The 24,871-nt window shown below is 62.6% G+C and carries 27 protein-coding genes; all 27 read left to right on the forward strand.

Annotated features, from left to right (window positions below; translation table 11 throughout):
- Positions 1–16 precede the first annotated feature (16 nt).
- The 27 genes from AC6H4Z_RS13395 (at position 17) to AC6H4Z_RS13525 (ending at position 24,871) form a co-directional block, all read left to right on the forward strand.
- Entirely contained in the window at positions 17–904 is an 888-nt protein-coding gene (locus AC6H4Z_RS13395) for a CBS domain-containing protein (protein WP_497542466.1), read from the forward strand.
- Between the two features lie 2 nt (positions 905–906).
- Positions 907–1,335, forward strand: a complete 429-nt coding sequence (ndk, locus tag AC6H4Z_RS13400) for a nucleoside-diphosphate kinase (protein ID WP_497542467.1) — start codon at positions 907–909, stop codon at positions 1,333–1,335.
- A 156-nt stretch (positions 1,336–1,491) separates the two neighbouring features.
- Positions 1,492–2,004, forward strand: a complete 513-nt coding sequence (locus tag AC6H4Z_RS13405) for a YceD family protein (RefSeq protein ID WP_497542468.1) — start codon at positions 1,492–1,494, stop codon at positions 2,002–2,004.
- Positions 2,005–2,061: 57 nt separating this feature from the next.
- Positions 2,062–2,244, forward strand: coding sequence for a 50S ribosomal protein L32 (gene rpmF, locus AC6H4Z_RS13410; RefSeq protein ID WP_497542469.1), 183 nt, complete (start codon positions 2,062–2,064; stop codon positions 2,242–2,244).
- A 2-nt stretch (positions 2,245–2,246) separates the two neighbouring features.
- A complete protein-coding gene (gene plsX / locus AC6H4Z_RS13415) occupies positions 2,247–3,272 on the forward strand; it encodes a phosphate acyltransferase PlsX (RefSeq protein WP_497542470.1) in 1,026 nt (341 codons plus the stop codon).
- The gene (locus AC6H4Z_RS13420; protein WP_497542471.1) at positions 3,269–4,255 is read left to right on the forward strand and encodes a beta-ketoacyl-ACP synthase III; all 987 of its coding nucleotides are present in this window, start codon (positions 3,269–3,271) and stop codon (positions 4,253–4,255) included. The genes plsX and AC6H4Z_RS13420 overlap by 4 nt, the downstream gene beginning before the upstream one ends.
- A 1-nt stretch (position 4,256) precedes the next feature.
- Complete coding sequence (gene fabD / locus AC6H4Z_RS13425; protein WP_497542472.1) at positions 4,257–5,198, forward strand: ACP S-malonyltransferase; 942 nt, start codon at positions 4,257–4,259, stop codon at positions 5,196–5,198.
- A gap of 2 nt (positions 5,199–5,200) precedes the next feature.
- On the forward strand, positions 5,201–5,932 hold the full coding sequence (fabG, locus tag AC6H4Z_RS13430; RefSeq protein WP_497547047.1) for a 3-oxoacyl-[acyl-carrier-protein] reductase: 732 nt from the start codon (positions 5,201–5,203) through the stop codon (positions 5,930–5,932).
- Between the two features lie 67 nt (positions 5,933–5,999).
- A complete protein-coding gene (locus tag AC6H4Z_RS13435; protein WP_497542473.1) occupies positions 6,000–6,245 on the forward strand; it encodes an acyl carrier protein in 246 nt (81 codons plus the stop codon).
- A complete protein-coding gene (fabF, locus tag AC6H4Z_RS13440; RefSeq protein ID WP_497542474.1) occupies positions 6,245–7,495 on the forward strand; it encodes a beta-ketoacyl-ACP synthase II in 1,251 nt (416 codons plus the stop codon). Before AC6H4Z_RS13435 ends, fabF begins: the two co-directional genes overlap by 1 nt.
- A gap of 8 nt (positions 7,496–7,503) precedes the next feature.
- A complete protein-coding gene (mqnE, locus tag AC6H4Z_RS13445; protein WP_497547048.1) occupies positions 7,504–8,667 on the forward strand; it encodes an aminofutalosine synthase MqnE in 1,164 nt (387 codons plus the stop codon).
- A gap of 2 nt (positions 8,668–8,669) precedes the next feature.
- Positions 8,670–9,530 carry a menaquinone biosynthetic enzyme MqnA/MqnD family protein gene (locus tag AC6H4Z_RS13450; RefSeq protein ID WP_497542475.1) on the forward strand — a complete coding sequence of 287 codons (861 nt, stop codon included), beginning with the start codon at positions 8,670–8,672 and terminating at the stop codon, positions 9,528–9,530.
- A 137-nt stretch (positions 9,531–9,667) separates the two neighbouring features.
- On the forward strand, positions 9,668–10,744 hold the full coding sequence (gene mqnC / locus AC6H4Z_RS13455) for a cyclic dehypoxanthinyl futalosine synthase (protein ID WP_497542476.1): 1,077 nt from the start codon (positions 9,668–9,670) through the stop codon (positions 10,742–10,744).
- On the forward strand, positions 10,741–11,259 hold the full coding sequence (ispF, locus tag AC6H4Z_RS13460; protein ID WP_497542477.1) for a 2-C-methyl-D-erythritol 2,4-cyclodiphosphate synthase: 519 nt from the start codon (positions 10,741–10,743) through the stop codon (positions 11,257–11,259). The genes mqnC and ispF overlap by 4 nt, the downstream gene beginning before the upstream one ends.
- A 7-nt stretch (positions 11,260–11,266) precedes the next feature.
- Positions 11,267–12,175: a site-specific tyrosine recombinase XerD gene (gene xerD, locus AC6H4Z_RS13465; RefSeq protein WP_497542478.1), complete on the forward strand. Its 909-nt coding sequence runs from the start codon at positions 11,267–11,269 to the stop codon at positions 12,173–12,175.
- Between the two features lie 62 nt (positions 12,176–12,237).
- A complete protein-coding gene (locus AC6H4Z_RS13470) occupies positions 12,238–12,813 on the forward strand; it encodes an anthranilate synthase component II (RefSeq protein ID WP_497542479.1) in 576 nt (191 codons plus the stop codon).
- Positions 12,810–14,327 (forward strand): hypothetical protein, encoded by a 1,518-nt coding sequence (locus AC6H4Z_RS13475; RefSeq protein WP_497542480.1) that lies wholly within the window; start codon positions 12,810–12,812, stop codon positions 14,325–14,327. Before AC6H4Z_RS13470 ends, AC6H4Z_RS13475 begins: the two co-directional genes overlap by 4 nt.
- Before the next feature lie 122 nt (positions 14,328–14,449).
- A complete protein-coding gene (gene kdsB, locus AC6H4Z_RS13480; protein ID WP_497542481.1) occupies positions 14,450–15,205 on the forward strand; it encodes a 3-deoxy-manno-octulosonate cytidylyltransferase in 756 nt (251 codons plus the stop codon).
- Positions 15,206–15,210: 5 nt separating this feature from the next.
- Positions 15,211–16,881 (forward strand): CTP synthase, encoded by a 1,671-nt coding sequence (pyrG, locus tag AC6H4Z_RS13485; RefSeq protein WP_497542482.1) that lies wholly within the window; start codon positions 15,211–15,213, stop codon positions 16,879–16,881.
- Positions 16,882–16,883: 2 nt separating this feature from the next.
- Entirely contained in the window at positions 16,884–17,699 is an 816-nt protein-coding gene (gene kdsA / locus AC6H4Z_RS13490; protein ID WP_497542483.1) for a 3-deoxy-8-phosphooctulonate synthase, read from the forward strand.
- Positions 17,696–18,262 (forward strand): KdsC family phosphatase, encoded by a 567-nt coding sequence (locus AC6H4Z_RS13495; RefSeq protein WP_497542484.1) that lies wholly within the window; start codon positions 17,696–17,698, stop codon positions 18,260–18,262. The genes kdsA and AC6H4Z_RS13495 overlap by 4 nt, the downstream gene beginning before the upstream one ends.
- On the forward strand, positions 18,259–19,230 hold the full coding sequence (locus tag AC6H4Z_RS13500; protein WP_497542485.1) for a KpsF/GutQ family sugar-phosphate isomerase: 972 nt from the start codon (positions 18,259–18,261) through the stop codon (positions 19,228–19,230). The genes AC6H4Z_RS13495 and AC6H4Z_RS13500 overlap by 4 nt, the downstream gene beginning before the upstream one ends.
- Positions 19,230–19,778: an LPS export ABC transporter periplasmic protein LptC gene (lptC, locus tag AC6H4Z_RS13505; RefSeq protein WP_497542486.1), complete on the forward strand. Its 549-nt coding sequence runs from the start codon at positions 19,230–19,232 to the stop codon at positions 19,776–19,778. The genes AC6H4Z_RS13500 and lptC overlap by 1 nt, the downstream gene beginning before the upstream one ends.
- Positions 19,775–21,148, forward strand: a complete 1,374-nt coding sequence (locus tag AC6H4Z_RS13510; protein ID WP_497542487.1) for a hypothetical protein — start codon at positions 19,775–19,777, stop codon at positions 21,146–21,148. The genes lptC and AC6H4Z_RS13510 overlap by 4 nt, the downstream gene beginning before the upstream one ends.
- 428 nt (positions 21,149–21,576) lie before the next feature.
- Positions 21,577–22,389: an LPS export ABC transporter ATP-binding protein gene (gene lptB / locus AC6H4Z_RS13515; protein ID WP_497547049.1), complete on the forward strand. Its 813-nt coding sequence runs from the start codon at positions 21,577–21,579 to the stop codon at positions 22,387–22,389.
- Positions 22,386–23,867 (forward strand): RNA polymerase factor sigma-54, encoded by a 1,482-nt coding sequence (gene rpoN, locus AC6H4Z_RS13520; RefSeq protein WP_497542488.1) that lies wholly within the window; start codon positions 22,386–22,388, stop codon positions 23,865–23,867. The genes lptB and rpoN overlap by 4 nt, the downstream gene beginning before the upstream one ends.
- Positions 23,864–24,871, forward strand: coding sequence for a glycosyltransferase family 2 protein (locus AC6H4Z_RS13525; protein ID WP_497542489.1), 1,008 nt, complete (start codon positions 23,864–23,866; stop codon positions 24,869–24,871). The genes rpoN and AC6H4Z_RS13525 overlap by 4 nt, the downstream gene beginning before the upstream one ends.

Here is a 24,871-nt window from a genome sequence, read left to right on the forward strand (position 1 = left end):
ACCTCGACCTGCTTTCGTGAGACTTGCTGACTACCTGGCGCCGTCGCGGGCGCTGGTGCCTCTGGCCTGCGACACGCTCGGCGACGCGCGCGCGGCGCTCCTTGAGCGCTTGAGCGCGTCGGGTGCGATCGAGGATCTGGAGCGGCTCAGTGGGCGACTCGCGGAAGAGCGAGGCGAGGATATGGTCGCGATCGCCGATCGCGCATTCCTGCTGCACTATCGGACCGACACGGCGTCGTCGCTCCAGGTTGCCATTGGCGTCTGCCCCGATGGCGTTCGCCGCATGCTCGACGACGGATCCGAGCAACGCGCGAGCGTCGTCGTGATGGTCGTCGGCCCGCCGCGCTCGGCGGCGCGGCAGCTCCAGGTGGTTCGCGCGTTCGCGCGACTACTCCCCAAGGAAGAGGTGATCGACGCCCTCGTCGCGTCACCGAGCCCTGAGGCGGTGGTTACGCTGTCGACGTTCAGCGAATACGAGATGCCGGAGCAGTTGCTCGTCCGCGATCTGATGACCGAGCGTCCGCGCACGACGAGGGGTGACGTGTTGCTCCCGCGCGCAGCGCGCGAGCTGATTTCCACGGGGCTCGGTGCGCTGCCGGTCGTGGACGACGATCAGCGTCTGCTAGGTATGTTGAGCGAGCGCGAACTCATGCGACATTTGTTGGTCACGGAAGTGCTGTCGGATGGGAATCTCCGGCACGCCGCTCCCGTGATGCACACCAAGAAGACAGTGCGCGACGCGATGACGCGCCAAGTATTATGCGTCGCGCCGGAACAACCGGTCGCCGAAGTGGCGGCTTTGATGGCAAACAAGGACGTCGAACGCGTGCCCGTGGTTCACGAGGGAAGACTCGTGGGCTTCCTCACCCGCGGTGACATCGTTCGCAAACTCATAGGATCCTGAGCATGGCTGGCAATTACACGTTGACGATCATCAAGCCCGACGCCTTCAACTCTGGCAAGGCTGGCAAAATCATTGGCCATCTCGAGGCGCAGGGATTCAAGGTCCTCGCCGCGCGCGTGATGCACCTGTCGCAGGATCAGGCCGGCGAGTTCTACGCCGTGCACAAGGAGCGGCCGTTCTACGGTTCGCTCGTATCGTTCATGACCTCGGGTCCGTGCATGCCCATGGTTCTCGAAAAGGCTGACGCGGTCGCCGCGCTGCGCACGGCAATCGGTGCGACCGATCCGGCCCAGGCCGATGCGGGGACAGTTCGGAAGCTGTTTGCCGAATCGAAGGAACGGAACGCGATTCACGCCAGCGACAGCGACGAGAACGCCACGCGCGAGTCGCGCTTCTTCTTCTCTGAGACGGAGCTGTTGGCCGCGCGCTAGGGCGCTGCAGGTCTCTGGTCACGGGTCCCAGGTCTGAGGGAAAGGACGACTGTCCGCTCAGACCCGAGACCTGAGACCAGGAGTGCCTCCGCCGCCGCCCAACTCCATTACTTACACGGACTTGTAGCGACCCAGAAATCCGAGTAGTTTTCCGGGATGTTGTCCTTTGACATTCGGTCGCTCGAGTCGCATGCTGTCGTCGTTGACGAGGATCTTCCGGCCAGCGATGACGTGTGGGAAGCGGGTGATCCGAAACCGATCGGCGCGGTGCACGTGACCGGCCGTCTGTCGGCTGCAGGGCCGGGTCGATTTTACTGGCACGGGCGAATCGAAGGGGACGTTGCTCTCGAGTGCAATCGGTGTCTCGCAGACACTCAAGCCCACGTGAGCGACGAGTCACACGTCATCTTCGTCGAAAGCGGAGATGAAGACATCGATGATCCTGACGTGTATGAGCTCGACCCAAAGAATCCGGAACTCGATCTGAGGCCGGCTCTCCGGGAGGAGTGGCTACTCGTCGCTCCAACATTTGCACTCTGTCGGGAAGACTGTAAGGGGCTGTGCCCGCGCTGCGGTGTGGATTTGAATGACGGTCCGCACAACTGCGCTCAGCCTGAAGTCGACCCGCGCTGGGATGGTCTGACAAAGCTCGATCGCTCGGGCAAGTAGTATCGCACTCACGCTTTTTTCGTATTCACGTACTCACGTACTCACGCAAATAGTCCCATGGCCGTCCCGAAGCGAAGAACCTCGAAACGGAAGAAGCGCGCTCGCAACACGCACAAGACTGCGCCCGCCATCGCGATCCAGAAGTGCCCGCGATGCCAGGCGATGAAGCGCCCGCACCACGTATGTGAGGAGTGTGGGTATTACGCCGGTAAGCAGCGGGTCGAAGCCAGGGAAGCGTAGCCTTGGCGCGCATCGCGTTGGACGCCATGGGGGGCGATTTCGCTCCCCGGGCGACCGTTGCCGGCGCGTTGCTCGCCCTCGGCGAGCTTGATTCGACACACTCCATCCAGCTCGTTGGGCGCACCGCGGTTATCACCGAGCAGCTCGACGCGCTTCTCAATGACGCGAACGGCGAGTATTCGGCGCTGCGGGACCAACGTGGCCGCCTAGAGATCGTCGAGGCGCCCGACGTCATCGAGATGGCCGACAAGCCAGGGTCCGCCATCCGTAGCAAGCCAAAAAGCTCCATGATCGTCGGCCTCAAGCTCCAGGCCGACGGGGAATCCGACGCGTTCGTCTCCGCCGGCAACACCGGCGCACAGATGGCCGCGTCGATGTTCGTGCTCAAGCTGCACGCCGGACTCAAACGTCCCGCCATCGCCACCGTATTCCCCACGTCGCGTCAACCCGTCGTCGTGCTCGACTCTGGCGCAAACGTCGATTGTGGCGCCGAAGAGCTCGTGCAGTTCGCGCAGCTCGGCGTCGTCTACGCCGAGGATCTGCTCGGGCGGCACAATCCGGCCGTGGGACTGCTCAGCATTGGCGAGGAAGCGGAGAAGGGCAACGCCGTCGTGAAAGAGGCGCATCAACTGCTCCAGTCGGCAGGCCTCAACTTCGTCGGCAACGTCGAGGGACGCGATCTTCCGACCGGCCAGTGCGACCGCGGACCGATCGACATCGTCGTCTGCGACGGATTCGTCGGCAACGTGGTGCTCAAGTTCTTCGAGGCAATCGCACCGTTCATCATCGGCATGCTGGCCAAATCCGGCATCGATGAGAAAACCATGATGAGCGCCCTCAAACAGCTCGACTACTCCGAGCACGGCGGCGCGCCGCTGCTCGGCGTCAACGGCGTCAGCATCATCTCGCACGGAAAATCCTCACCTCGCGCGATCAAGAACGCCGTCAAGGTCGCCGTGCAGGCCGTCGAGACGAAGATGGACGAACACATTGGTCGCCGTCTCGGCGAAGGGAAGGGATCCGCATGAAGCGACCGATCGCCTACTTCGCCGGCACTGGACGACACGTGCCCTCGACGGTGTTCACGAATTTCGACTTTGCGAAAGTGGGCATCGAGACGACCGATGAATGGATCGTCGAGCGCACCGGTATCAAGCAGCGGTACATCGCCAAGACCGAGTCGGCCACCGACCTCGCGGCCGGCGCGGCGATGAAGGCCATGGAGCGCGCCGGCGTGCAGCCCGGTGAACTCGACATCATCGTGCTTGGCACTGCCTCGCCGGATCGCCTGCTGCCCAGCGCAGCCGTCGATCTCCAAGCGGCGCTTGGTGCAGGCCGTGCCGCGGCGTTCGACGTTGGCGCAGCGTGTTCCGGGTTCATCTACAGCGCCACGATCGCCGAAAGCATGATTGCGATGGGCAATGCCGACACGGCGCTCGTCGTCGGCGTCGAAAAGCTCAGCGCAATTACTGACTGGACCGACCGCTCGACGTGCGTGCTGTTTGGCGACGGCGCTGGCGCGGCCGTGCTCAAGCGTTCCAAGCAGCACAAGGGAATCATCTCCACGTTCCTGCGCAGCGACGGAACGCTCGGCGATCTGCTGTGCCGTCCCTCCGGGGGCGCGGCGCGCCCATTCAGCGAGGAAGTGCTGAACGAGCGGTCGCAGTACATCAAGATGAACGGCCGCGAAGTGTTCAAGAATGCGGTTCGCTCGATGTCGGAAGCCGCGACGCGCGCGCTCGATTCCGCGAAGCTCACCGGCGCCGACATCGACCTGATGATTCCGCACCAGGCGAACATTCGCATCATCGAAGCGACCGCGAAGCACGCGAACATCCCGATGGACAAGGTCTACGTGAACGTCGATCGCTTCGGCAACACGTCCGCGGCATCCATTCCTATTGCGCTCGACGAAGCGCTGGAAAACGGAGTGATCGGCGAAGGCGCAACGGTGCTGCTTGTGGCATTTGGCGCCGGGTTCACGTGGGGCTCTATGGTCATCCGGCTCTAGCATGGACGTCGTACTGTTGTTTCCGGGCCAAGGCTCTCAGAAGCCGGGCATGGGGAAAGACCTAGCCGACGCGTTTCCGGCGGCTCGCGACGTCTTTGAGCGCGCGGATGCTGCGCTGGGCGCTCCGCTCAGCCGCCTCTGCTTCGAGGGTCCCGAAGAAGAGCTGACGCTCACGCACAACGCGCAACCGGCTCTTCTGACCCACAGCGCTGCCGTCTGGGCGGTCACCAGAGCGACGATCGGTGCGTCGGTCATGGCAGCGGCAGGGCACTCGCTCGGCGAGTTCACAGCGTACCACGCGGCCGAATCGCTGAGCTTGGAGGACGCGGTGCGGATCGTCCGCCGCCGTGGCGAGCTGATGCTCGAGAGCGGCGTCAAGCGCCCCGGCGCCATGGCGGCGATCCTTGGCGAAACGAATCGGCCCATCGAAGAGATTTGCGCCGAGGCCACGCGCGAAGCCGGACTTGTCGTTCCGGCGAACTACAACTGTCCGGGGCAGCTCGTCATCAGCGGTGAAGAGGCGGGCGTCGAGCGCGCGATGGTGTTGTGCAAAGAGGCCGGCGCCAAGCGCGCCATGCGCCTCAAAGTAAGCGGCGCGTTCCATTCGCCCCTCATGGAAAGTGTAGCCGGTGGACTCGCCGAAGCGCTTGATAAAGCGTCATTTGACGATCCGCATTTCACGGTTTACGCGAACGTGAATGCCGAGGCCGTCACGACCGCCAATCGCGCGAAGGTGCTGCTGCTCGATCAACTCTCAAAGCCCGTCCGCTGGATCGACGAGATCACGACGATCACCGCTCGATTCCCGGACGCGCTGTATCTCGAGATGGGGTCGGGAACCGTGCTCGCCGGGCTCGTCAAGAAGATCGCGCCGAACGTAAAAACTGCGCCCTTCGGAACCGTCGCCGACATCGAAAAAGCTCAGGAGTTGGTGGCCGCGTGAAGATCGATCTGTCGGGCCGTTCGGCCCTCGTCACCGGCAGCACGCGCGGGATTGGACGTGCCATCGCCGAGTCGCTTACCGAGGCTGGGGCGCGTGTTGGCGTCGTCGGGCGCGATCTGGCGCGCGCGGAAGAAGCCGCGGCAGCCATTTCGTCGGACGCGCGCGGCTTTGCCTGCGACGTCAGTGATCCGGCCGCGGTCACAGCGTTGGTCGAGAACGCAGAAAAGGCATTTGGCGCCGTCGACATTCTCGTCAACAACGCGGGACTCACGCGTGATAACATCCTTCTTCGATTGAAGGATGATGATTGGGATGCCGTACTAGACGCGAATTTGCGCGGCGCATTCGTCGCCATTCGCGCGGCCACGCGCGGCATGATGAAGCGCCGCTGGGGACGAATCATCAACATCGCCAGCGTCGTTGGCCTCGTTGGCAACAAGGGTCAAGCGAACTACGCCGCGAGCAAGGCGGGATTGATCGGCTTGACCAAGTCTGTTGCGAAAGAATTCGCGTCGAGAAACATCCTGGCGAACGTCGTCGCACCGGGCTTCATCGAGACCGACATGACGGCGGCCATGACGGACGACGCGAAAAAAACGCTGTTCACGCAGATCCCGCTCGAACGACTCGGACAACCCAAGGATATTGCGAGCATCGTGACGTTCCTGTCGTCCGATCACGCCGCGTATATCACGGGTCAGGTTTTCGTCGTCGACGGCGGCATGGTGATGTGACAAGCCCTGCCGTTCCAAGCTAGATTAGAGACTCAAATCACCTTCACAGTAGAGAGGAACGTTTCCCATGGCCGACAACGCTCAGAAGGTCCGCGACATCATCGAGAAGGAGCTCGGTGTGGAGCGTGAGAAGCTCACCGACGAGGCCAGCTTCATCGAGGACCTCGGCGCCGATAGCCTCGACATCGTCGAGCTGGTCATGGAGTTCGAGAAGGAATTCAACATCGACATCCCGGACGAAGATGCGGAGAAGCTTCGCACCGTCGGTGATGCGATCGGTTATTTGAACACGAAGATGGGGAGCAACGCGTAATGTCCTTGAAGCGTCGGGTCGTCGTCACTGGAATGGGGGCGATAACGCCAGTCGGCAACGACGTGGCGGCGACCTGGCGTGCGATCACGCAGGGCGTGTCTGGGGGCGCTGATATCACGAAGTTCGATCACAGCACCTTCCCGGTTCATTTCGCGTGCGAAGTCAAAGGCTTCGAGCCGCTGCTCTATCTCGAGCGCAAGGAAGCCAAGCGCGCCGACCTCTTTGCGCAGTATGCGATCGCCGCATCCGTGCAGGCGATGGCCGATGCGGGATTCACCGATCAGACGAAGTACGACCCCGAGCGACTCGGCGTCATCATTGGCAGCGGCATCGGCGGACTCAAGACGTTTGAAGAGCAGCACGACGTCTATCGCGAGCGCGGACAGAGCAAGATCAGCGCGTTCTTTATCCCGATGTTCATCTCCGACATCGCCGCGGGTCTCGTGTCCATGCGCTTTGGCGCGAAGGGACCGAACTACGCGACGATTTCGGCATGCGCCACGAGCGCCCATGCGATCGGCGATGCGTTTCGCACGATCCAGTATGGCGACGCGGACGCAGTGATCACCGGTGGTTCCGAAGCGACGGTCACGCCAATGGCGATCGGCGGCTTCGCGAACATGAAGGCGCTGTCGGAGCGCAACGACTCCCCGGCCACGGCCTCGCGTCCATTCGACAAGACGCGTGATGGTTTCGTGATGGGTGAAGGCGGCGGCATCGTGATTCTCGAAGAGCTCGAGCATGCGCGAAAGCGCGGCGCGCGCATCTACGCCGAGATCGTCGGCTATGGCGCAACGGGCGACGCGTATCACCTCACGGCGCCGGCGCCCGAAGGGGAAGGTGCTCAGCGCGCGATGCGTATCGCGATGAAGGATGCCGGCCTCACGCCCACCGACATCGATTACATCAACGCGCACGGGACCTCCACGCCGGCCGGCGATCTCGGCGAGACGCAGGCGATCAAGAAAGTGTTCGGCGAACACGCGATGAAGCTCAACGTCAGTTCGACCAAGTCGATGACGGGACACATGCTCGGCGCCGCCGGTGCAGTGGAGTTCATCATCGGCGCGCTCGCGACGCGCGACTCGATCATTCCGCCAACGATCAATTACGAAACGCCGGATCCCGAGCTCGATCTCAACTACACGGTGAACACCGCGGTGCAGCGCGACGTGCGCTATGTGTTGAGCAACAGCTTCGGCTTCGGCGGCCACAACGTCACGCTCGCCATCAAGAAGTACGAGGAGTAACCGTGCCCATGTCAGTTCGACTCGAGCGTTCGTTGATCAGCGATCCGTCGCTCCAGCCGATCGCCGACAAAGTCGAACGCGGCGAACGGCTGTCGGAAGCTGACGGCGTCGCGTTATTCGAGAGTTCTGATCTCGTCGGCCTTGGACATATGGCCGACGCGGTCAATCGCGCCAAGAACGGCGATCGCGTCACCTTCGCGGCGAATCAGCATATCAATCCCACGAACATCTGCACGCTCAGAAAGACGTGCGTCTTTTGTTCGTACGCGCGCTTGCCAAAGGAAGACGGCGCGTATCGGTACACGATGGATCAGGTGTGGGCTGAAGCTGCGACGGCGAACAGCACGCTGACGCGCGAGTTCCACATCGTGGGCGGTCTCGACATGAAGGCCGGCCTGGCCTACTACAGCGAGATGTTTCGCGGGCTCAAGGAACGCCATCCGCAAGTGCACATCAAGGCGCTCACGGCGGTCGAGATCGCGCACATCGCGCGCATCGAAAAGATGACCGTTCGCGATACGCTGATCGCACTGCGCGAGGCGGGACTCGACACCATGCCAGGCGGCGGCGCGGAAGTGTTCAGCCCGGGAGTGCGTGCAACGATTGCCGACAAAAAGCTGTCGGGTGACGAGTACATCAACGTGCATCGCGAAGCGCACAAGCTCGGCATTCGCACGAACTGCACGATGCTGTATGGCCACGTCGAGACGTTCGCCGATCGCATGGCGCATCTCGCGATGCTGCGCGATCTCCAGGACGAGACGGGAGGCTATCTCGCATACATCCCGCTCGCGTATCATCCGGACAACAACGAGCTCGGCGAGACCTTGCATCGCACGGGAACAGCGACGACGGGCTTCGACGACCTCAAGAACCTCGCGGTCGGACGGCTGTTCCTCGACAACTTCCAGCACATCAAGTCGCACTGGATCATGGTCACGCCGTTCGTGTCGCAGATGTCGCTGGCGTTTGGCGTGAATGATCTCGAGGGCACCGTGGTGCGCGAGAAGATCTACCACGAGGCCGGCGCGCACACCGCGCAGGCCATGACACTCGATCAGATCCTTCGGCTCATTCGCGGCGCGCGACGCGTGCCCGTCGAGCGCGATGCGTTCTATCAGGACATTCGCACGTTCGAGGACGACGCACCCGTCGCAATCGAGGCCGCGTAGCCATGCGCGTTGGACGCATTCCGTACATCAACTGCTATCCCGTGTACGGCGCGGTGGACCGCGGCGTCGTCAGCGTGCCCGGTGAGTTGGTCGACGGCGTTCCGACAGCACTCAACCGCGAAATGGCGCAGGGCACGCTCGACGTGAGCGTCATCTCCGCCGTCGAATACGCACGCGACGCGACCAAGTACCTGTTGCTGCCCGATCTCTCGATCTGCAGCGACGGTCCGGTGCGCAGTGTGGTGCTGTTCTCCAAGCGACCCGCATCTGAGTTGCACGGCCGACGCGTGCTCGTGAGCCGTAGCTCCATGACGAGCGTGGCACTGCTCGAGCTGTTGTTCGAGAACGTGTGGGACGCAAAGCCTGCGTTCATTCCGAGCAATTCGGAGCTGGTTGACGTCGCGCGCTTTGGTGAAGAAGAGCACGACGCGCGCCTCGTCATTGGCGATGCGGCGCTGCACCTCTGGTCGCGTTTGCGCTCGCCCGAGTTGTATCCCGCCGACGGCGGACTCTCAGACTATCGGTACGCGTACGACCTCGGTGGTGAGTGGAAACAGTGGACAGGACTTCCGTTCGTGTTCGCAGTGTGGGTGGCACAGCGCACGACGCCAGTGGCCGAAGCGCTTGCGGTGCACGCCAGCCTCATCTCGTCGCGCAACTGGGGACTGCAGCACCTCGAGACGCTCGCGGCTCAAGCGGCGATCGCGACCGGTGTTCACAAGCAGGTTTGCCTGGAATATCTCTCCGGGCTCGACTACGGCCTCTCCTACCAGCATCTCGCGGGATTGACCGAGTTCTTCCGCCGGCTTGTGGCCGCCGGTAAAGTTCCAAATGGGTCGTTGGCGTTTCTGCCGGCGGCGTGATTGTCATCCTCTGCTCGCGAAGCGAGTGGAGGACCTATCGTCCAAGGTTAGTGGCTTGAGTTGTCGGCAGGCTTTCAGGCTCCCAATCGGGCCACAACGAATTCACAGCAGATTCTCTGCTCGCTTCGCTCGCGAGAATGACTGACATCCTCGACTTTTATACCAACGCCTCGCTCCTCGAACTCGGGGCTGAGGCCGACCGCATTCGTCGCGAGAAGCACCCGCACAACACGGTCACGTACATCGTCGACCGCAACATCAACTACACGAACGTCTGCGTCGCCGATTGTGGCTTCTGCGCGTTCTATCGTCGCCCGAAGCACAACGAAGGGTGGACGCTCTCGTACGAGCAGATCGGCGCCAAGATCGAAGAGACCAAAGCGCTCGGCGGCGTGCAGATCCTGATGCAGGGTGGGCACAACCCCTACATCCCGTTCGATTGGTATCTCGATCTGCTCAGGTACATCAAGAAGTACCACACGATTCACATTCACGGCTTTAGCCCCAGCGAAGTCGACTTCTTCGCGAAGACGTTCCGCATGGACGCGCGCGACGTCATTCGCGAATTGATGAAAGCCGGTCTCGACTCGATTCCCGGTGGCGGCGGTGAGATTCTCGTCCAACGCGTGCGAGATCAGGTCGCGAAGAAAAAGGCCGGCGCTGATCGCTGGCTGGAGATCATGGAGATCGCGCACCAGGAGGGCATGAAGACCTCCGTGACGATGATGTATGGCATCGGCGAAACGCTGGCCGAGCGTGTCGAGCATCTCGAGCGTGTGCGTGAAGTGCAGGCGAGAACGAATGGCTTCACGGCATTCATCTGCTGGCCGTTGCAGCCGGAGAACACGCCAACGATGTCGCACATGCAGAAAACCGACGCCGTGACATATCTGCGCACGGTCGCGCTCGCGCGCATAGTGCTCGACAATGTCCCAAACCTGCAGGCCAGTTGGGTGACGATGGGCATGAAGGTCGGTCAGACGTCGCTGCGCTTCGGCTGCAACGACTTCGGCTCGCTCATGATTGAGGAGAACGTCGTCAGCGCCGCGAATACCACCCATCGCACGACGACGCACGAGATCGAGCGCCTGATCACCGACGCGGGCTTCAAGGTCGCGCGCCGTCGACAGGACTACAGCATCATCCCTGGGCAGGGCCTCGTCGGGCATGGTCTGCAAGAGACCAAAGCGGCTGAGGGATCAGCCGCAGCGTGACAGACCATCCTGAAAACCGCGCCCCGCTTGCCGCTTCCCGCGTAGGTATCGGGTACGATTCGCACCGCTTTGCGCCGCCGGGACCTCTCATCCTCGGCGGCGTTCCCATTCCGAGTGACGTCCATCTCGAGGGCCATTCCGACGGCGACGCGGTCGCGCATGCGCTGACTGATGCGATTCTCGGCGCGGCGGGCGCGGGCGACATCGGCGAGATGTTCTCCGACCGCGATCCGGCGAACAAGGGCAAGGATTCGATCGAGATGCTCCGGGCGGCCGTGGCCCGAATTGCAGCTCGCGGATGGCGCGTCCAGCAGGTCGACGTCGCCATCATCGCCGAGAAGCCGCGCGTCTCAGGGCACCGTGAGCTGATGCGCCATCGCCTCTCAGGCGCGCTGGGCGTGAGCGTCGACGATATCAGCGTCAAGGGCAAGACCAACGAGGGAATGGGCTGGATCGGCCGCGCAGAGGGCATCGCGTGCATCGCCGTGGCCACCATCGTGTCTTCCGAGTCGTGAGCCGCGAATGCTGGATGAAGGCGTCACCCTGCGATTCCATCTCGGTCCGTTCGACGACTTCCTGACGCTGGAGCAGGGCACGTCGCCGCTGACCGTCGAGGCCTATCGGCGCGACATCGAGCGGCTGGTCGACTACGTACGCGTCAAAGGCGCGGCCTCGCCGGTGGACATCACCAGCCGGATGCTCCGCGACTTCGTGTACCACCTCAAAGACATCGGGCTGGCGCCGTCATCGATACGCCGCAGCATCTCGGCGTCGCGCACCTACTTCAAATTCCTGCTGGGCGAGGGGTCGGTCGTTCGCGATCCGAGCGAGCGGCTGGAAACTCCCAAGCGCTGGAGAACGCTCCCCGAGGTGCTGAGTGTCGACGAGGTGTCTCGGCTTTTGGCTGCACCGACTCTCGACGATCCTCTCGTCTTTCGCGATCGTGCGATGCTCGAGTTGGCGTACGGCGCCGGGCTTCGCGTCTCGGAATGGATCACCCTCGGCGTCCGCGACATCATGCTCGAGGACAAGCTCGTGCGCGTCTTCGGCAAGGGCAGTAAGGAGCGACTCGTTCCGATCGGACGGTCGGCGATCGGAGCAGTCGCGACGTACGTTCGAGAGCTGCGACCGCGACTCGAAAAAGGGAGCGGGAAGGGCGTTCTCTTCTTGAACGCTCGCGGCACGCCATTGTCGCGAATGGGCGCGTGGAAGATCTTGGCGAAGTACGTCGAACAGGCGGGTATTCAGAAGCACGTCTCACCGCACACGCTGCGACACTCGTTCGCCACACACCTACTCGAGGGCGGCGCCGATCTTCGTGCGGTGCAAGAAATGCTTGGGCACGCTGACATCTCGACCACGCAGATTTACACGCACGTGGATCGGGAGTACCTCAGACAGGTACACAGGCAGTATCATCCGCGAGGCTAACCGTCCCGCGGGGTTTCGCCGAACGCAAGCGCCGAATTCACTCAACACCAAGCACGTAAAGCATGCTCCTGGTTATCGATAACTACGACTCCTTCACGTACAATCTCGTCCAGTATCTCGGCGAGCTTGGCGCCGACGTCGTCGTGAAACGCAATGACGCGATCAGCGTCGACGACATCGAGACGCTCGCGCCGTCGGCCATCGTGCTCTCGCCAGGACCGTGCACGCCGAAAGAAGCGGGCATCACGGTGGACGTCATCAAGCGCTGGGGAAGCTCCATCCCCACACTCGGCGTCTGTCTCGGACATCAGGCCATCGGCGAAGCCTATGGCGGCGAAGTCGTGCTGGCCGACCGCGTCATGCATGGCAAGACCTCGAAGATTCAGCACGACGGAACGGGTGTGTTTGCTGGCTTGCCGTCGCCCATGGAGGTCATGCGGTATCACTCGCTGATCGTCGGACGCACGAGCATTCCGGACAGTCTGGAAATCGTCGCCGTCGCTCAGGATGATCCGAGCGAGGTCCACGCGGTCAAGCACCGCGAGCACCCAGTGTACGGCGTCCAGTTTCACCCCGAATCCGTGATGACCCCGAACGGCAAAGCGCTGCTGAAGAATTTCCTGGAGCTTGCTCGGTGATCCTTCGCGGACTGATCCTCGCCCTCCTGTGGGGCGGGGTTGCTCGCGTCCAGGCACAGACAATTCGCGTTACTGATCTCGGGCCGGGCGAAGGACCCAAAGCCCTCGCCCGAGTACTCGCCAAACCGTACACCGTCGTGCCGCCAGGCTCCACGCCAGCCACCCTGCCGCGCGACAGCACATACCAGCACGGCATCGTCGTGCTCGGCCGCGATGTCGCTGTTTTGGGCTCGGTGCATGGCGACGTTCTCGTCATCGGTGGGAATCTCTTCGTTCGACCCGGCGCGGCGGTCACTGGACGCGCAATCGCCATCGGCGGCGGCGTCTACGAATCCACGGTTGCCATCGTCGACGGAGGGGTCGTCTCGCATCGCGACTTCACGTACGACATCGCGCCAACGGCGACGGGCTTTTCGCTTCGCTACCGATCGCTGGTCGATGTGCCCATTCCGACGTTTTCGCTTCCGGGTATCTACGGCGTTCGCATTCCGAGCTACGACCGCTCGAACGGGCTCTCACTCGCATTCTCGCCGCGCATCTCGCTGGGCGCCGATCGTTTCGTCGTCGAACCCCGAGTGACGTACCGCTCGCAGCTCGGTGTCGTCGATCCAGGCGGCAGCGTGGTCGCGAAGGTCGCCGAGTTCACGCGAGTGCGCGCGGACGTAGGTCGAGGGACGTTCACGAACGAAGGCTGGATCTGGCACGATCTCCTCAACAGCGCATCCACGCTGGTCGGTGGCGACGACGCGCGGAACTACTTTCGCGGCACACGCGCGAGAGGAACGATCGAGCGGCGCTGGGAAGACCACTCGTTCAGCGCCGAGCCGTACATCGGCGCTCTCTGGGAGAGCGACCGAAGCGTTCGCCCAGACTCGACCGCCAACGGCGGCCCGTGGAGCTTGTTCGGTCGACACGAGCGCGACGACATGCTCCGGCCGAATCCGCTGATCGACGCTGGGTCGATCACGTCCGCACTGTTCGGCGGCCGCATGGAATGGGACGACGATCGCGGAACCACCGCTCGTCTCGATCTAGACGGCGAGTGGGGGCATCTGTCGCCCATTCGCTCGATCGCTGCCGACTCTGTGGCGTCGACCTTCGCGCAGACCACACTCGACGGCACGCTCGGCTTTCCGACCTTCGGATCGCAGTCGTTCAGGTTCGAGGGCCACGCCCTGATCACGCTCACCGGGAGTGCTCCGCGGCAGCGGTGGGGGTACGTCGGCGGCGCGGGAAGCATTCCGACGCTCGAGTTGCTGACGCGCGGCGGCGATCAGCTGCTCTTCCTGGACCTCCGATACAACATCCCCATCGAGCGATGGGGAGTACCGTACCTTGGCGCGCCAACCATCACCCTCCGGGAGATTCTCGGCGGGGCCGACGTCGACCGCTTTCCGTCGCTCGCGCAGGCGATGGGCGCGCGTCTGTCGATGAGCGTGATCTACGTCCAGTACCTGGTCGACCCCGTCCAACGTCACGGCAAGTTTTCCGGCGGAATCGCTCTCAACCGCTAATTGCCGGTGGCGTAGCGGGCAAGCGACGCGTTCGGTTTGCGTCGCCTCACTAGCAGGGCTACATTCGAGAACGTGATTTTTGCGGCCGTGCGCGCGCTCGCGCAGTTCCCGGAGCGCCCCGTATGAGGACGCTCGCCGTCATCCCAGCTCGACTGGGCGCCACGCGTCTCCCCCGAAAACCCCTTCGTCTCCTCGCCGGCCTCCCGCTGGTCGTTCGCGTGTTGCAGCGCGTCGTCGAGATCGGAGTGGCGGAAGCGGTGGTCGTCGCCACGGACAGCACCGAGGTCGGGGACATCGTCACGGCGCACGGCGGTCGCGTCGTGCTCACCTCGCCAGACCACGTTTCGGGAACGCACCGTGTGGCTGAGGTGGCTCAGCGGCCGGAGTTCGCGGACTTCGACGTGATCGTGAACGTGCAGGGCGACGAACCGTTCGTGTCGCAGCGAGCGGTGGTTGGTGCAACACGTATGGTGACCGACGCGGGATTCCCACTCGGCACCGCGGCGGTGATGGCAACGCCGCACATTCTGCTCGATCCGAACGTCGTGAAAGTTGTTGCTGCCGACGACGGGCGAGCCATGTATTTTTCGCGAGCCCCCATACCGTTTCTTCGAGACGCGGCGGACGCTGAGTTGCAGCGCACGCGCGTTTGGCAGCACCTCGGAGTGTACGCGTACGGGCGGTCGGCTTTGTTGCAATGGATTCAGCTGCCGGAGACGCCGCTCGAGCACATCGAGCGGCTCGAGCAGCTGCGACCGCTGGCGGCAGGCGTGCCAATCGGCGTATCGCTGATCGACGAGCCTGTCCGCCCTGGAATCGACACAGAAGAAGATCTCGAGCGCGCCAATCGCGACTGGACAGCATTTACCACAGGATGACTTCGATGCAAAGCGCGGGACACGCCCTCACGACCAAATACATCTTTGTCACCGGCGGCGTCGTGTCGTCGCTGGGCAAGGGAATCGCAGCCGCGTCACTCGGCCGACTGCTCGTCGAGCGCGGACTGCGCGTGTCGATGCTCAAGTTCGATCCGTATCTCAACGTCGATCCGGGAACGATGTCGCCATTTCAGCATGGCGAAGTGTTCGTCACCGATGACGGAGCGGAAACGGATCTGGATCTCGGGCACTATGAGCGTTTCATCGATCGCGCGTTGTCGCAGGCGAACAACGTCACGACTGGACGCATTTATCTGAACGTCATCACCAAGGAACGCCGCGGCGAATTCCTCGGTGCCACGGTTCAGGTAATTCCACACATTACCGACGAGATCAAAGGTGCGATTCGCCGCCTCTCGCCGGAAACGGACGTCGTAATCGTGGAAGTCGGCGGCACGGTCGGCGACATCGAGTCGCTGCCGTTCCTCGAGGCTATCCGTCAGTTCCGCCACGACGTTGGCCGCGACAATGCGATCTTCGTGCACCTCACGCTGTTGCCGTACATCGCGGCGGCCGGCGAGCTCAAGACCAAGCCGACGCAGCACTCCGTGCGCGAACTGATGCAGATCGGTATCCAGCCGGACATTCTCATCGTCCGCACAGAGCGTCCGATCTCCGACGACATCAAGCGCAAGATCGCGCTCTTCTGTAACGTCGAATTCGGCGCCGTCATCGAGAGCCCAGACGTTCGCACGATCTACGAAATTCCGCTGCGCTTTCACGAGCAGCGCTTCGACGAAAAGGTTCTTCAGAAATTTGGTATTGAGCGTCCGGCACCGGCGCTATCGCAGTGGCGCGAACTCGTGCAGCGCGTGCTCGTGCCGCACGATCGCGTACGCATCGGCGTCGTCGGCAAATACACGGACTACGCGGACAGCTACAAGAGCGTCCAGGAAGCGCTCATTCACGGCGGCATCGCCAACGACGTCGGCGTGGATATTCAGTGGATGTCGAGCGAAGACTTCTCTGGTCCCGAACGCGCCGCGCAGATTCTGCGCAACGTCGACGGCTTGCTTGTTCCCGGCGGCTTCGGCGTTCGAGGCGTCGAGGGAATGGTCGAAGCGATTCGCCACGCACGCGAGGACGATCTGCCGTTCTTCGGGATCTGCCTCGGCATGCAGACCGCGATCATCGAATTCGCACGCAATGTGTGCGGCCTCGACGACAGCCACTCGTCGGAGTTCGCGCCGGAATGCGACAATCCGGTCATCTCGCTGATGGAATCGCAGCAGCACATCACGGACATGGGTGGAACCATGCGACTCGGCGCGTATCCGTGCCGGCTCGGGCGCGGCTCGAAGGCGGCGGAGATCTACGGACAAGCCGAGGTCAGCGAGCGGCATCGTCATCGTTATGAGGTCTCTAACAAATACCGCGATCTCTTTGTCGAGCATGGCTTGCGACTCAGCGGCTTGTCGCCCGACGCATCGCTCGTCGAGATCGTCGAACTCGAGAATCACCCGTGGTTCATCGGTTGCCAGTTCCATCCGGAACTGCAGTCGCGACCCACGCGCCCACATCCGCTGTTCGCCGGATTCATTGCCGCGGCGGCCAAGGCCAAGAGCCGCAGAGGATCGGGACAGGGTTCCGCATCGCTCGTCGAGGCAGCCGACTGAACGTGCCGACTCTTTTTCGACGTGATGCGCTCTTCCTGATCGCCGGCCCCTGTGTACTCGAAGACGACGCGCTCAACCTGCGCGTCGGCGAACATCTCGCTCGGCTCGCGGAACGCGTGCCTGGCGGTATCATCTTCAAGGCAAGCTTCGACAAAGCGAACCGATCGAACGCCGGCGCACATCGCGGCCCCGGTCTCGATGAAGGGCTCGCGGCGCTCGACCGCGTTCGCGCGGCCACCGGGCTGCCGATTCTGACAGATGTTCATTTGCCCGATCAGTGCGCGCCCGCGGCAGCCATCGTCGATGTGCTGCAGATCCCTGCGTTTCTCTGCCGTCAGACAGACTTGCTCGTCGCCGCGGGGGCTACAGGCAAAGCGGTGAACGTGAAAAAGGGCCAGTGGATGCACCCGGAGGGAATGCGCGGCGCCATCGATAAGGTGCGCGCATCGCGACCGGCAGGCGTCCCGAGCGACGACGCTGTGACCGAGCGCGGCACGTTCTTCGGCTATGGCGATCTCGTCGTCGACATGCGCGATTTCATTCGGATGCGTGACGCGTGCGACGCCCCAGTCATCTTTGATGCAACGCACAGCGTGCAGCGGCCCGGGCAGGGAGCGGGCGGCGCGAGCGGCGGAGCACGGGAGTTCATTCCGCCGCTGACCCTTGCCGCACTCGCCGCAGGTGCCGACGGCCTGTTCATGGAAACGCATCCCGACCCGGACCACGCGCCGAGCGATGGCCCCAACATGATCCCCCTCGATCGTTTGGACGACCTGATCTTCCGCGCCATTGATATCTGGGACCGAGTGTCACGGTGATCCACCCCGAACTCGCTCGATCCATCCGTCTCGTCGCACTCGACGTGGACGGCGTCATGACCGATGGCGGCATCTACCTCGGCGACGTCGCAGGGAGTCGCGTGGAACTCAAGCGTTATGAGATCCAGGATGGCCTCGGCATCGCGATGCTGCGGCTCGTCGACATTCCCGTAGCGATCATCACTGGCCGCGTATCCGAGAGCGTTCGCCTGCGCGCCGAGGAATTGAGCGTCGACGACGTCGCGCAGGATCCGGACGGACACAAGCTCGCTGGCTTTACACGAATTCTGAACAAGCGCGGCCTCAGCGCAGAACAAGTCGCATTCGTCGGAGACGATTTCCCCGACCTCGCCCTGTTGCGAGTCGTTGGGCTGCCCGTTGCCGTCGGCAACGCGGTTCCCGAGGTGGCCTCGGTCTGCAAACATCACCTCACGCGGCACGGCGGACGCGGCGCCATTCGCGAGTTCGTTGAGGATTTCCTCAAGGCGCGAGGCGAGTGGGATGTCGCCTGGAATCGCTACGTCGATGCGCGGTCGACTATCCCGAGCGCGGGCGCGGTATGAGCGACGGCGATATCGTCGAGCGTGGACGCCGCGTGCTTCGCCTCGAGCGTGAGGCGTTGGCCGGGCTCGAGGATCGGCTGGGCGACGAGTTTGGCCGCGCCGTTCGGCTGATCGCCGACTCAACGGGCCGAGTCATCGTTGCGGGAGTGGGGAAGTCCGGTCTGGTCGGTCGGAAGATCGCCGCGACGCTCACGTCGACGGGAACCCCGGCCAACTTCCTCCATCCGGTCGACAGCGTTCATGGCGATCTGGGAATCGTGGGCAATGACGACGTGGCCATTCTGATCTCCAAAAGCGGAGAATCGGATGAGCTCTTGGCACTTTTGGCGCATTTGAAAGGGTTCGGTGTACGAACCATCGCCATTACCGGAAACATTGCCTCGGCGCTTGGCCGGAATTGTGATGTAGCTCTCGACGCGGCAGTGCGAGAGGAGGCCTGCCCGCACGATCTTGCGCCGACGACGAGCACGACGGCGGCGTTGGCCCTCGGCGATGCGCTGGCGGTGGTCCTGTTGGAGGAGAAGGGGTTCGCGCGCGAAGACTTCGCCCGGATTCACCCGGGGGGAGCCCTTGGTCGCAAGCTGGTCGTCCGGATCGAAGAAATCATGCTCCGTCAAAACCTGCCGGTCCTCAAAGAGAGCGACACAATGCGGGAGGCAATCGTCATGATTGCTGAGCGCCGCGGCATTGCTGTGGTCACCGATCAGGGCGGTCGCGTCGAGGGCGTGTTGACGGCGGGCGATCTGAGCCGGCTCATCGAACGCCGCGGAGACGAAGACATTTTTCCAATTCCAGTTCGAACACTGATGACGAGGAGCCCAAAGCTGGCGAACGTCGGCGAGTTGGCGAGCGCGGTCGCGTACCGACTCGAGCAGGCCGGCATCATGGCCATGCCTGTGGTCGATGATTCCGACGTCCTCATGGGCGTTGTCCATCTGCACGACCTGCTGCGCGCGAGAGTGGTCTAATGCGCCGACTGCTCTACGGAACGGTCGCGGTGCTCGCGATCGCGCTGGCCGCCTGTCGCGAGACCAAGCAGCCGCCAGTCGTCGGTGGACCGAGCATGGCCGACAGTGCCGATCAGGTACTTTTTGGTGTTCAGTATCTCCTCACGACGCGCGGCGTCCAGCGCGGCGAACTGAAGGCGGACACGGCGTACGTGCTCGACGACCAGAATCGGTTCGACCTTCGAAAAGCGCACGTCACCTTCACCACCGAGACCGGTGCGCCGCAGGGCACGATGGACGGAAACAAAGGCGTGTACAACCTCCGCACCCAACTGCTCGAAGGCTGGGGCGATGTCGTGGTCAAGCTCGTCGACGGACGCACGCTCAAGTCGCCGCACATCACGTACAACCAGATTACGCACCAGATCTCGAGCGACACGTCGTACGTCGCCACTCGCGGCACCGACACCCAGTCCGGGATCGGATTCACGTCGGATCAGGCGTTCGTGAACTTCACGTGCCTCAAGGCGTGCGGCGGAGTCTCCTCAGTACTTCTGCCAGAGAAATGACCGTGCGTCGGGTGGTCGTGCTCGTGTTCAGCGCACTTGGCGTTGCCAGCAGTGTGGTGGCCCAAACGCCGCGCACGCGGTGCGAGCTGGTTCCTCAACCGACAACACGCTTCCACACCGATACGGTGTTCGGCGGCGGCCGCGTCACGTTCCTCGGCGGCGGCGTTCTGATCCGGTGCCCGGCGCGCAACATCACGCTCAAGGGCGACAGCGCGGAGCAGTATCCCGACCGCGACTTCATGGTCGGGAACGTCGTGTATGACGAGCCGCGCTTTCACCTCACATCGAATTTTCTCAATCGCTTCACGGTCGACGATCGCATCGTGGCGGTTGGCGACGTCAAAGCCCGACTCCCAAGCGGCTCTACTCTCGTCGGCAACATCGCTGAATATCGCGCAGCGGTGCCGCGAATCCGTCCGCGACGACAGATGATCGCCAAGCAGCGGCCGACGATCACGATCATCGAGAAGGACTCGAGCGGCAAGCCGGCTCCGCCAATGACGGTAGTGGCCGACAGCGTGTTCATGGACGGTGATTCTCTGATCTACGGCAGCGGGCAAGTCGTGATCACGCGACCCGAACTCCGCGCGACGGCCGACTCCGCGTTCATCGACCAGGGCCGCGAAACGATGAAGCTGTGGGTCAAGCCCGAGCTCACAGGAAAGAAGGACCGGCCGTTCACGCTTACGGGCAGCGTGATCGACATGTTCTCGAAAAACAAGAAGCTGCAGCGTGTTCTTGCCCGCGAGAACGCGACAGCCGTGAGCGACTCGATGACGTTGCGCTCGGACACGATCGATTTGCGCATTCGCAACGACGTGCTCGATCGCGCGTACGCCTGGGGCTCAAAGAGCCGAGCGCGCGCCGAGTCGCCAAGCCAGAATTTGCTAGCCGACTCGCTCGATGTCGTGATGCCGAACAGCAAGGTGAGCCTCGTGCGCGCTGTTAGAAAGGCGTACGCGGAAGCACGCGTCGACACGGTGCGCTTCAAGCCTGATTCATCCGATCGCCACGACTGGCTCAAGGGCGACACGATCATCGCGCACTTCGATAGCGCGGCGGCGAAGGACACGTCGAAAGCGCCGAATATCCGGCAGCTGATTTCATCGGGGCATGCGAGCTCGTTCTATCACCTCGCGCCGAACGACAGTGCTGAACGTCGGCCGGCGATCGACTATCTCATCGCGCGCCTGATCACGATCGACTTCAACAAACAGCGAGTCGCGACTGTAACAGCGGTCGATTCCGTGAGCGGCGTGTACGTCGAGCCCAAAGCTGACACCACAGGCCGCCGCACTCGCGCAAACGGTCCAGCAGCGAACGCTCCGAAATCGATTATCCCACTGCCTTTGCCACCGAAAAAGCCGTGACGGGTCCGTCCGATTCATCTCGCGTTCGTCTGCTCGTCGACCAGCTTGCCAGGGGCGACCGCACCACGGCGCTCGCGCTCCACGCGTTGATCAGCGCCGCTGACTCGGCGGGCACGGTCGACTTCGATCTCGCCACCAAGGTCTACCGCGACGATCACCTCGGTGTGCTTCGAGCGAGCGGACGCGACGCCGATCGCGAAGCCGGCCGTCTGAGCCTGGACGAAGTCCGACAGCATTTGTCGCAATCCGTGCTGCCTCGTCTGGCTGCCGACGGCGTCATCGTTCCGCCTGTTGCCGGCGCGCCGTGGACGACCATCCGATTCAGCGACAAAGTCTGGCAGGCGATCGCGTTCGCGCGCGACGAGTTCGCAACGGCGTTTCGCGCCACGGGCGAGCATTCCGCGGTTCTGCCGAGTACTGATCGTCCGATTCCGGCCACCGTCGCCAAGGGCGTCAAGGTCGTTGGCGGAAGCGTTCTGGAGGCGAAAGGACTCGTCAAGACTTATCGACGTCGGCGTGTCGTGAACGACGTGGCCCTCCGATTGCAACAGGGGGAGATAGTTGGACTGTTGGGGCCGAACGGCGCGGGGAAAACGACGACCTTTTACATGATCGTCGGGCTCATCGAACCGCTTGCCGGCCACATCATGCTCGACGGCGTGGACATCACGAAAACGCCGATGTACAAGCGGGCACGCCGGGGAATCGGCTACCTTTCACAAGAGCCGTCGATTTTTCGAAAGTTGTCCGTCGAAGACAACATCCGAGCGATTCTCGAGACACTCGATCTCTCGGCCAGCGAACGACGCGCACGGTTGGAGACGTTGCTGGACGAACTGAGTATCAAGCACCTGCGGCACAGCAAGGCGTTCGCGCTCTCGGGCGGCGAGCGTCGGCGACTCGAGATCACGCGAGCACTCGTCACGCAACCGAAGTTCATGATGCTGGACGAACCCTTTGCCGGTGTCGATCCAATCGCGGTTCATGACATTCAGCAGATCGTCGGCGATCTTCGTCATCGCGGCATCGGCGTCTTGATCAGCGATCACAACGTCGAACAAACGCTGGATATCGTGGACCGCGCGTATATCATGTTCGATGGGCAGGTGAAGGTTTCAGGCACTGTGCGTGAGCTCGTGTTCGACGATACCGTAGCAGACATCTATCTCGGCCCTACGCTGACGGCGCGATTGCGCGCCCGATTCTCGGCGGCTGATGAAGGGGACCAAAACGGAACATGAGGCCGGGACTCTCCCAGAGCACGCAGCTAAAGCAGGAACTCAAAATCAATCCACGCCTGTATCAGGCGATGGATCTGCTTTACATGCCGCTCCTGGATCTTCAGCAGCATCTCAAGCAGGAACTGCTGAACAATCCCTTCCTCGACATGGTCGAACCGGAGGAAGACGAGGAGGAGGATTCCGGCGAAGAGACCATCGAGGCGAGCGAAGAGACCGAGACCAAGCCCGAAGAGGAAAAAGCAGCCAACGACGAGATCGACTGGGAGGAAATCCTCCTTGACGGCTTCGACGCTGGCGGCCGACGCGAAGAGCACGAGGAGCGCGAGTATTACGAGCCGGTCACTGTCGACAGCCGAAACCTGTCCGACCATCTGATCGATCAGATCACGCTGCTCGACCTCAGCCCGCGCCAGCAGTTCCTCGCCGATGAGTTCATCGGCAACATCGGCGAAGATGGTTACCTCTCCTGCCCGGTGACGCAGATCCTCAGCAGCGTGAACGAAGAAGTCGTTCGCGCCGCCGAAAGCGTTGATCGTGACATCGACGACCTGCCGATGTACACCGACGACGAAGTCGAGGAAATGCTGACGATCATCCAGAACCTCGACCCGCCGGGCGTGGGCGCGCGCGATCTGCGCGAGTGCCTCATGCTCCAGCTGCGCGAGGCTGGTCTCGAACAGTCGGTGCCATTCCGGCTCGTCCGCGATTGCTTCGAAGAGCTCATTGCGCACCGTTGGAGTGAAATCTCCAAGCGCTTCGGCATCAGCCCGAGCGACGTGCAGCGCGCCGCCGACGAGATCAAGAAGCTCGATCCCAAGCCGGGCCTCGTCTACTCGGACGCCAGCGACAACTACATCATTCCCGACCTGATCGTCGAGAAGATCGACGGTCGCTATCACGTCTTCCTCAACGACGCAAATCTCCCGCGCCTCAAACTGAGCCGCGCCTACCAGGAGATCGCGCGCGACAAGAAGAAGTTCGACGGCGAGAACAAGGAGTTCATCTCGAGCAAGCTGAATTCGGCCAACTGGATGATCCAGGCGATCGAACAGCGTCGTCAGACAATGCTCAAGGTCATGAACTACATCGTCGACCGGCAGCGCGAGTTCTTCGAGAAGGGCGTGCAATACCTCAAGCCCCTCACGCTTCGCGAAGTCGCCGAAGTGATCAACATGCACGAGTCGACCGTCAGCCGAGTCACGAACGAGAAGTTCGTTCAGACGCCGCGCGGCGTGTTGCCTCTCAAGTTCTTCTTCTCATCCGGCCTGTCGACGACGGCGGGCGAGGACGTCTCGGCGCGCGGCATCAAGGCGCAGATCGAGAAGCTCGTCTCTGAAGAAGACCCCAAGCGTCCGCTCACCGATCAGGCGATCGTCAACATCCTGAAGGAAGGCGGCGTGCAGATCGCTCGACGTACGGTGGCAAAGTATCGCGACCAGCTTGGAGTCCTGTCAGCGCGCATGCGAAAGCGGGTATGACCCTCACCTCCGGAGTGAGTCCGTTGGTCTCACCCCTCATGCACCGTCCACCGACGACGACAACTCGCGACATCGACGTCTCCGTACTCGTTCCGGCCAAGGACGAGGCGGAGAACCTGCCGCTGTTCATGGAGCAGGCGGCAATCGCCTTTGCCGGCTCGCCGCACAACTTCGAAGTCGTCGTGATCGACGACGGCAGCGTGGATAACACGTGGGCCGTGCTCGAGCAGCTCGCGCAACAGTACTCGTTTCTTCGACTCGCCAGACATCGCGCGCGTCGCGGCATCGCTGACTCACTGCGCACCGGATACCTCACGGCGCGCGGCGACGTCCTCGTGTTCTATCCGGCCGATCTGCAGTTCAAGCCAGAGGACATTCCGCGACTCGTCGCGCCGATTCTCGCAGGCGAATCGGACATGGTCACAGGATTCAAAGAAGGGAAGTACGAAAAGGCATTCGTCTCGGGAATTTACAATCGCCTGAGCCGCACGCTCTTTCACGTTCCCGTCAAGGATTTGAATTCTGTAAAGGCCTACCGTCGCGAGATCATGGACTCGCTGCCCGTTCGACCCGACTGGCATCGGTACATGGTGGTGATCGCCGCGGCACAGGGCTTCTCGGTGTCCGAGATCCCGGTGCCGCTGTATCCGCGCCACGCCGGCAAGTCGAAGTTCGCCACCTGGCATCGCATTCCGGTGGGCGTGCTCGACATGCTCTCCGTGTGGTTCGAGCTTCGGTTCAGCCAAAAGCCATTGCTGCTCTTTGGCATGCTTGGCGCGGCGCTGTTCGCCGTCAGCAGCATCGCGGGTGTCATTGCTCTCGTCTGGATTCGGACGCTCGCGGTCCGTCCGCTCTGGACGGTCATTCAGACCTGCCTCCTCCTCGGCAGCATTTTCTTCGCGACGGGATTGATCGGCGAACAGATCGCCGGACAGCGCGCGCAGCTTCGCGAAATTCGACGGCAGCTCGATGAGTTGGGCGCCAATCGCATCACCGAGCGCTGA

The organism is Leucogemmata humicola (genome assembly GCF_055379415.1).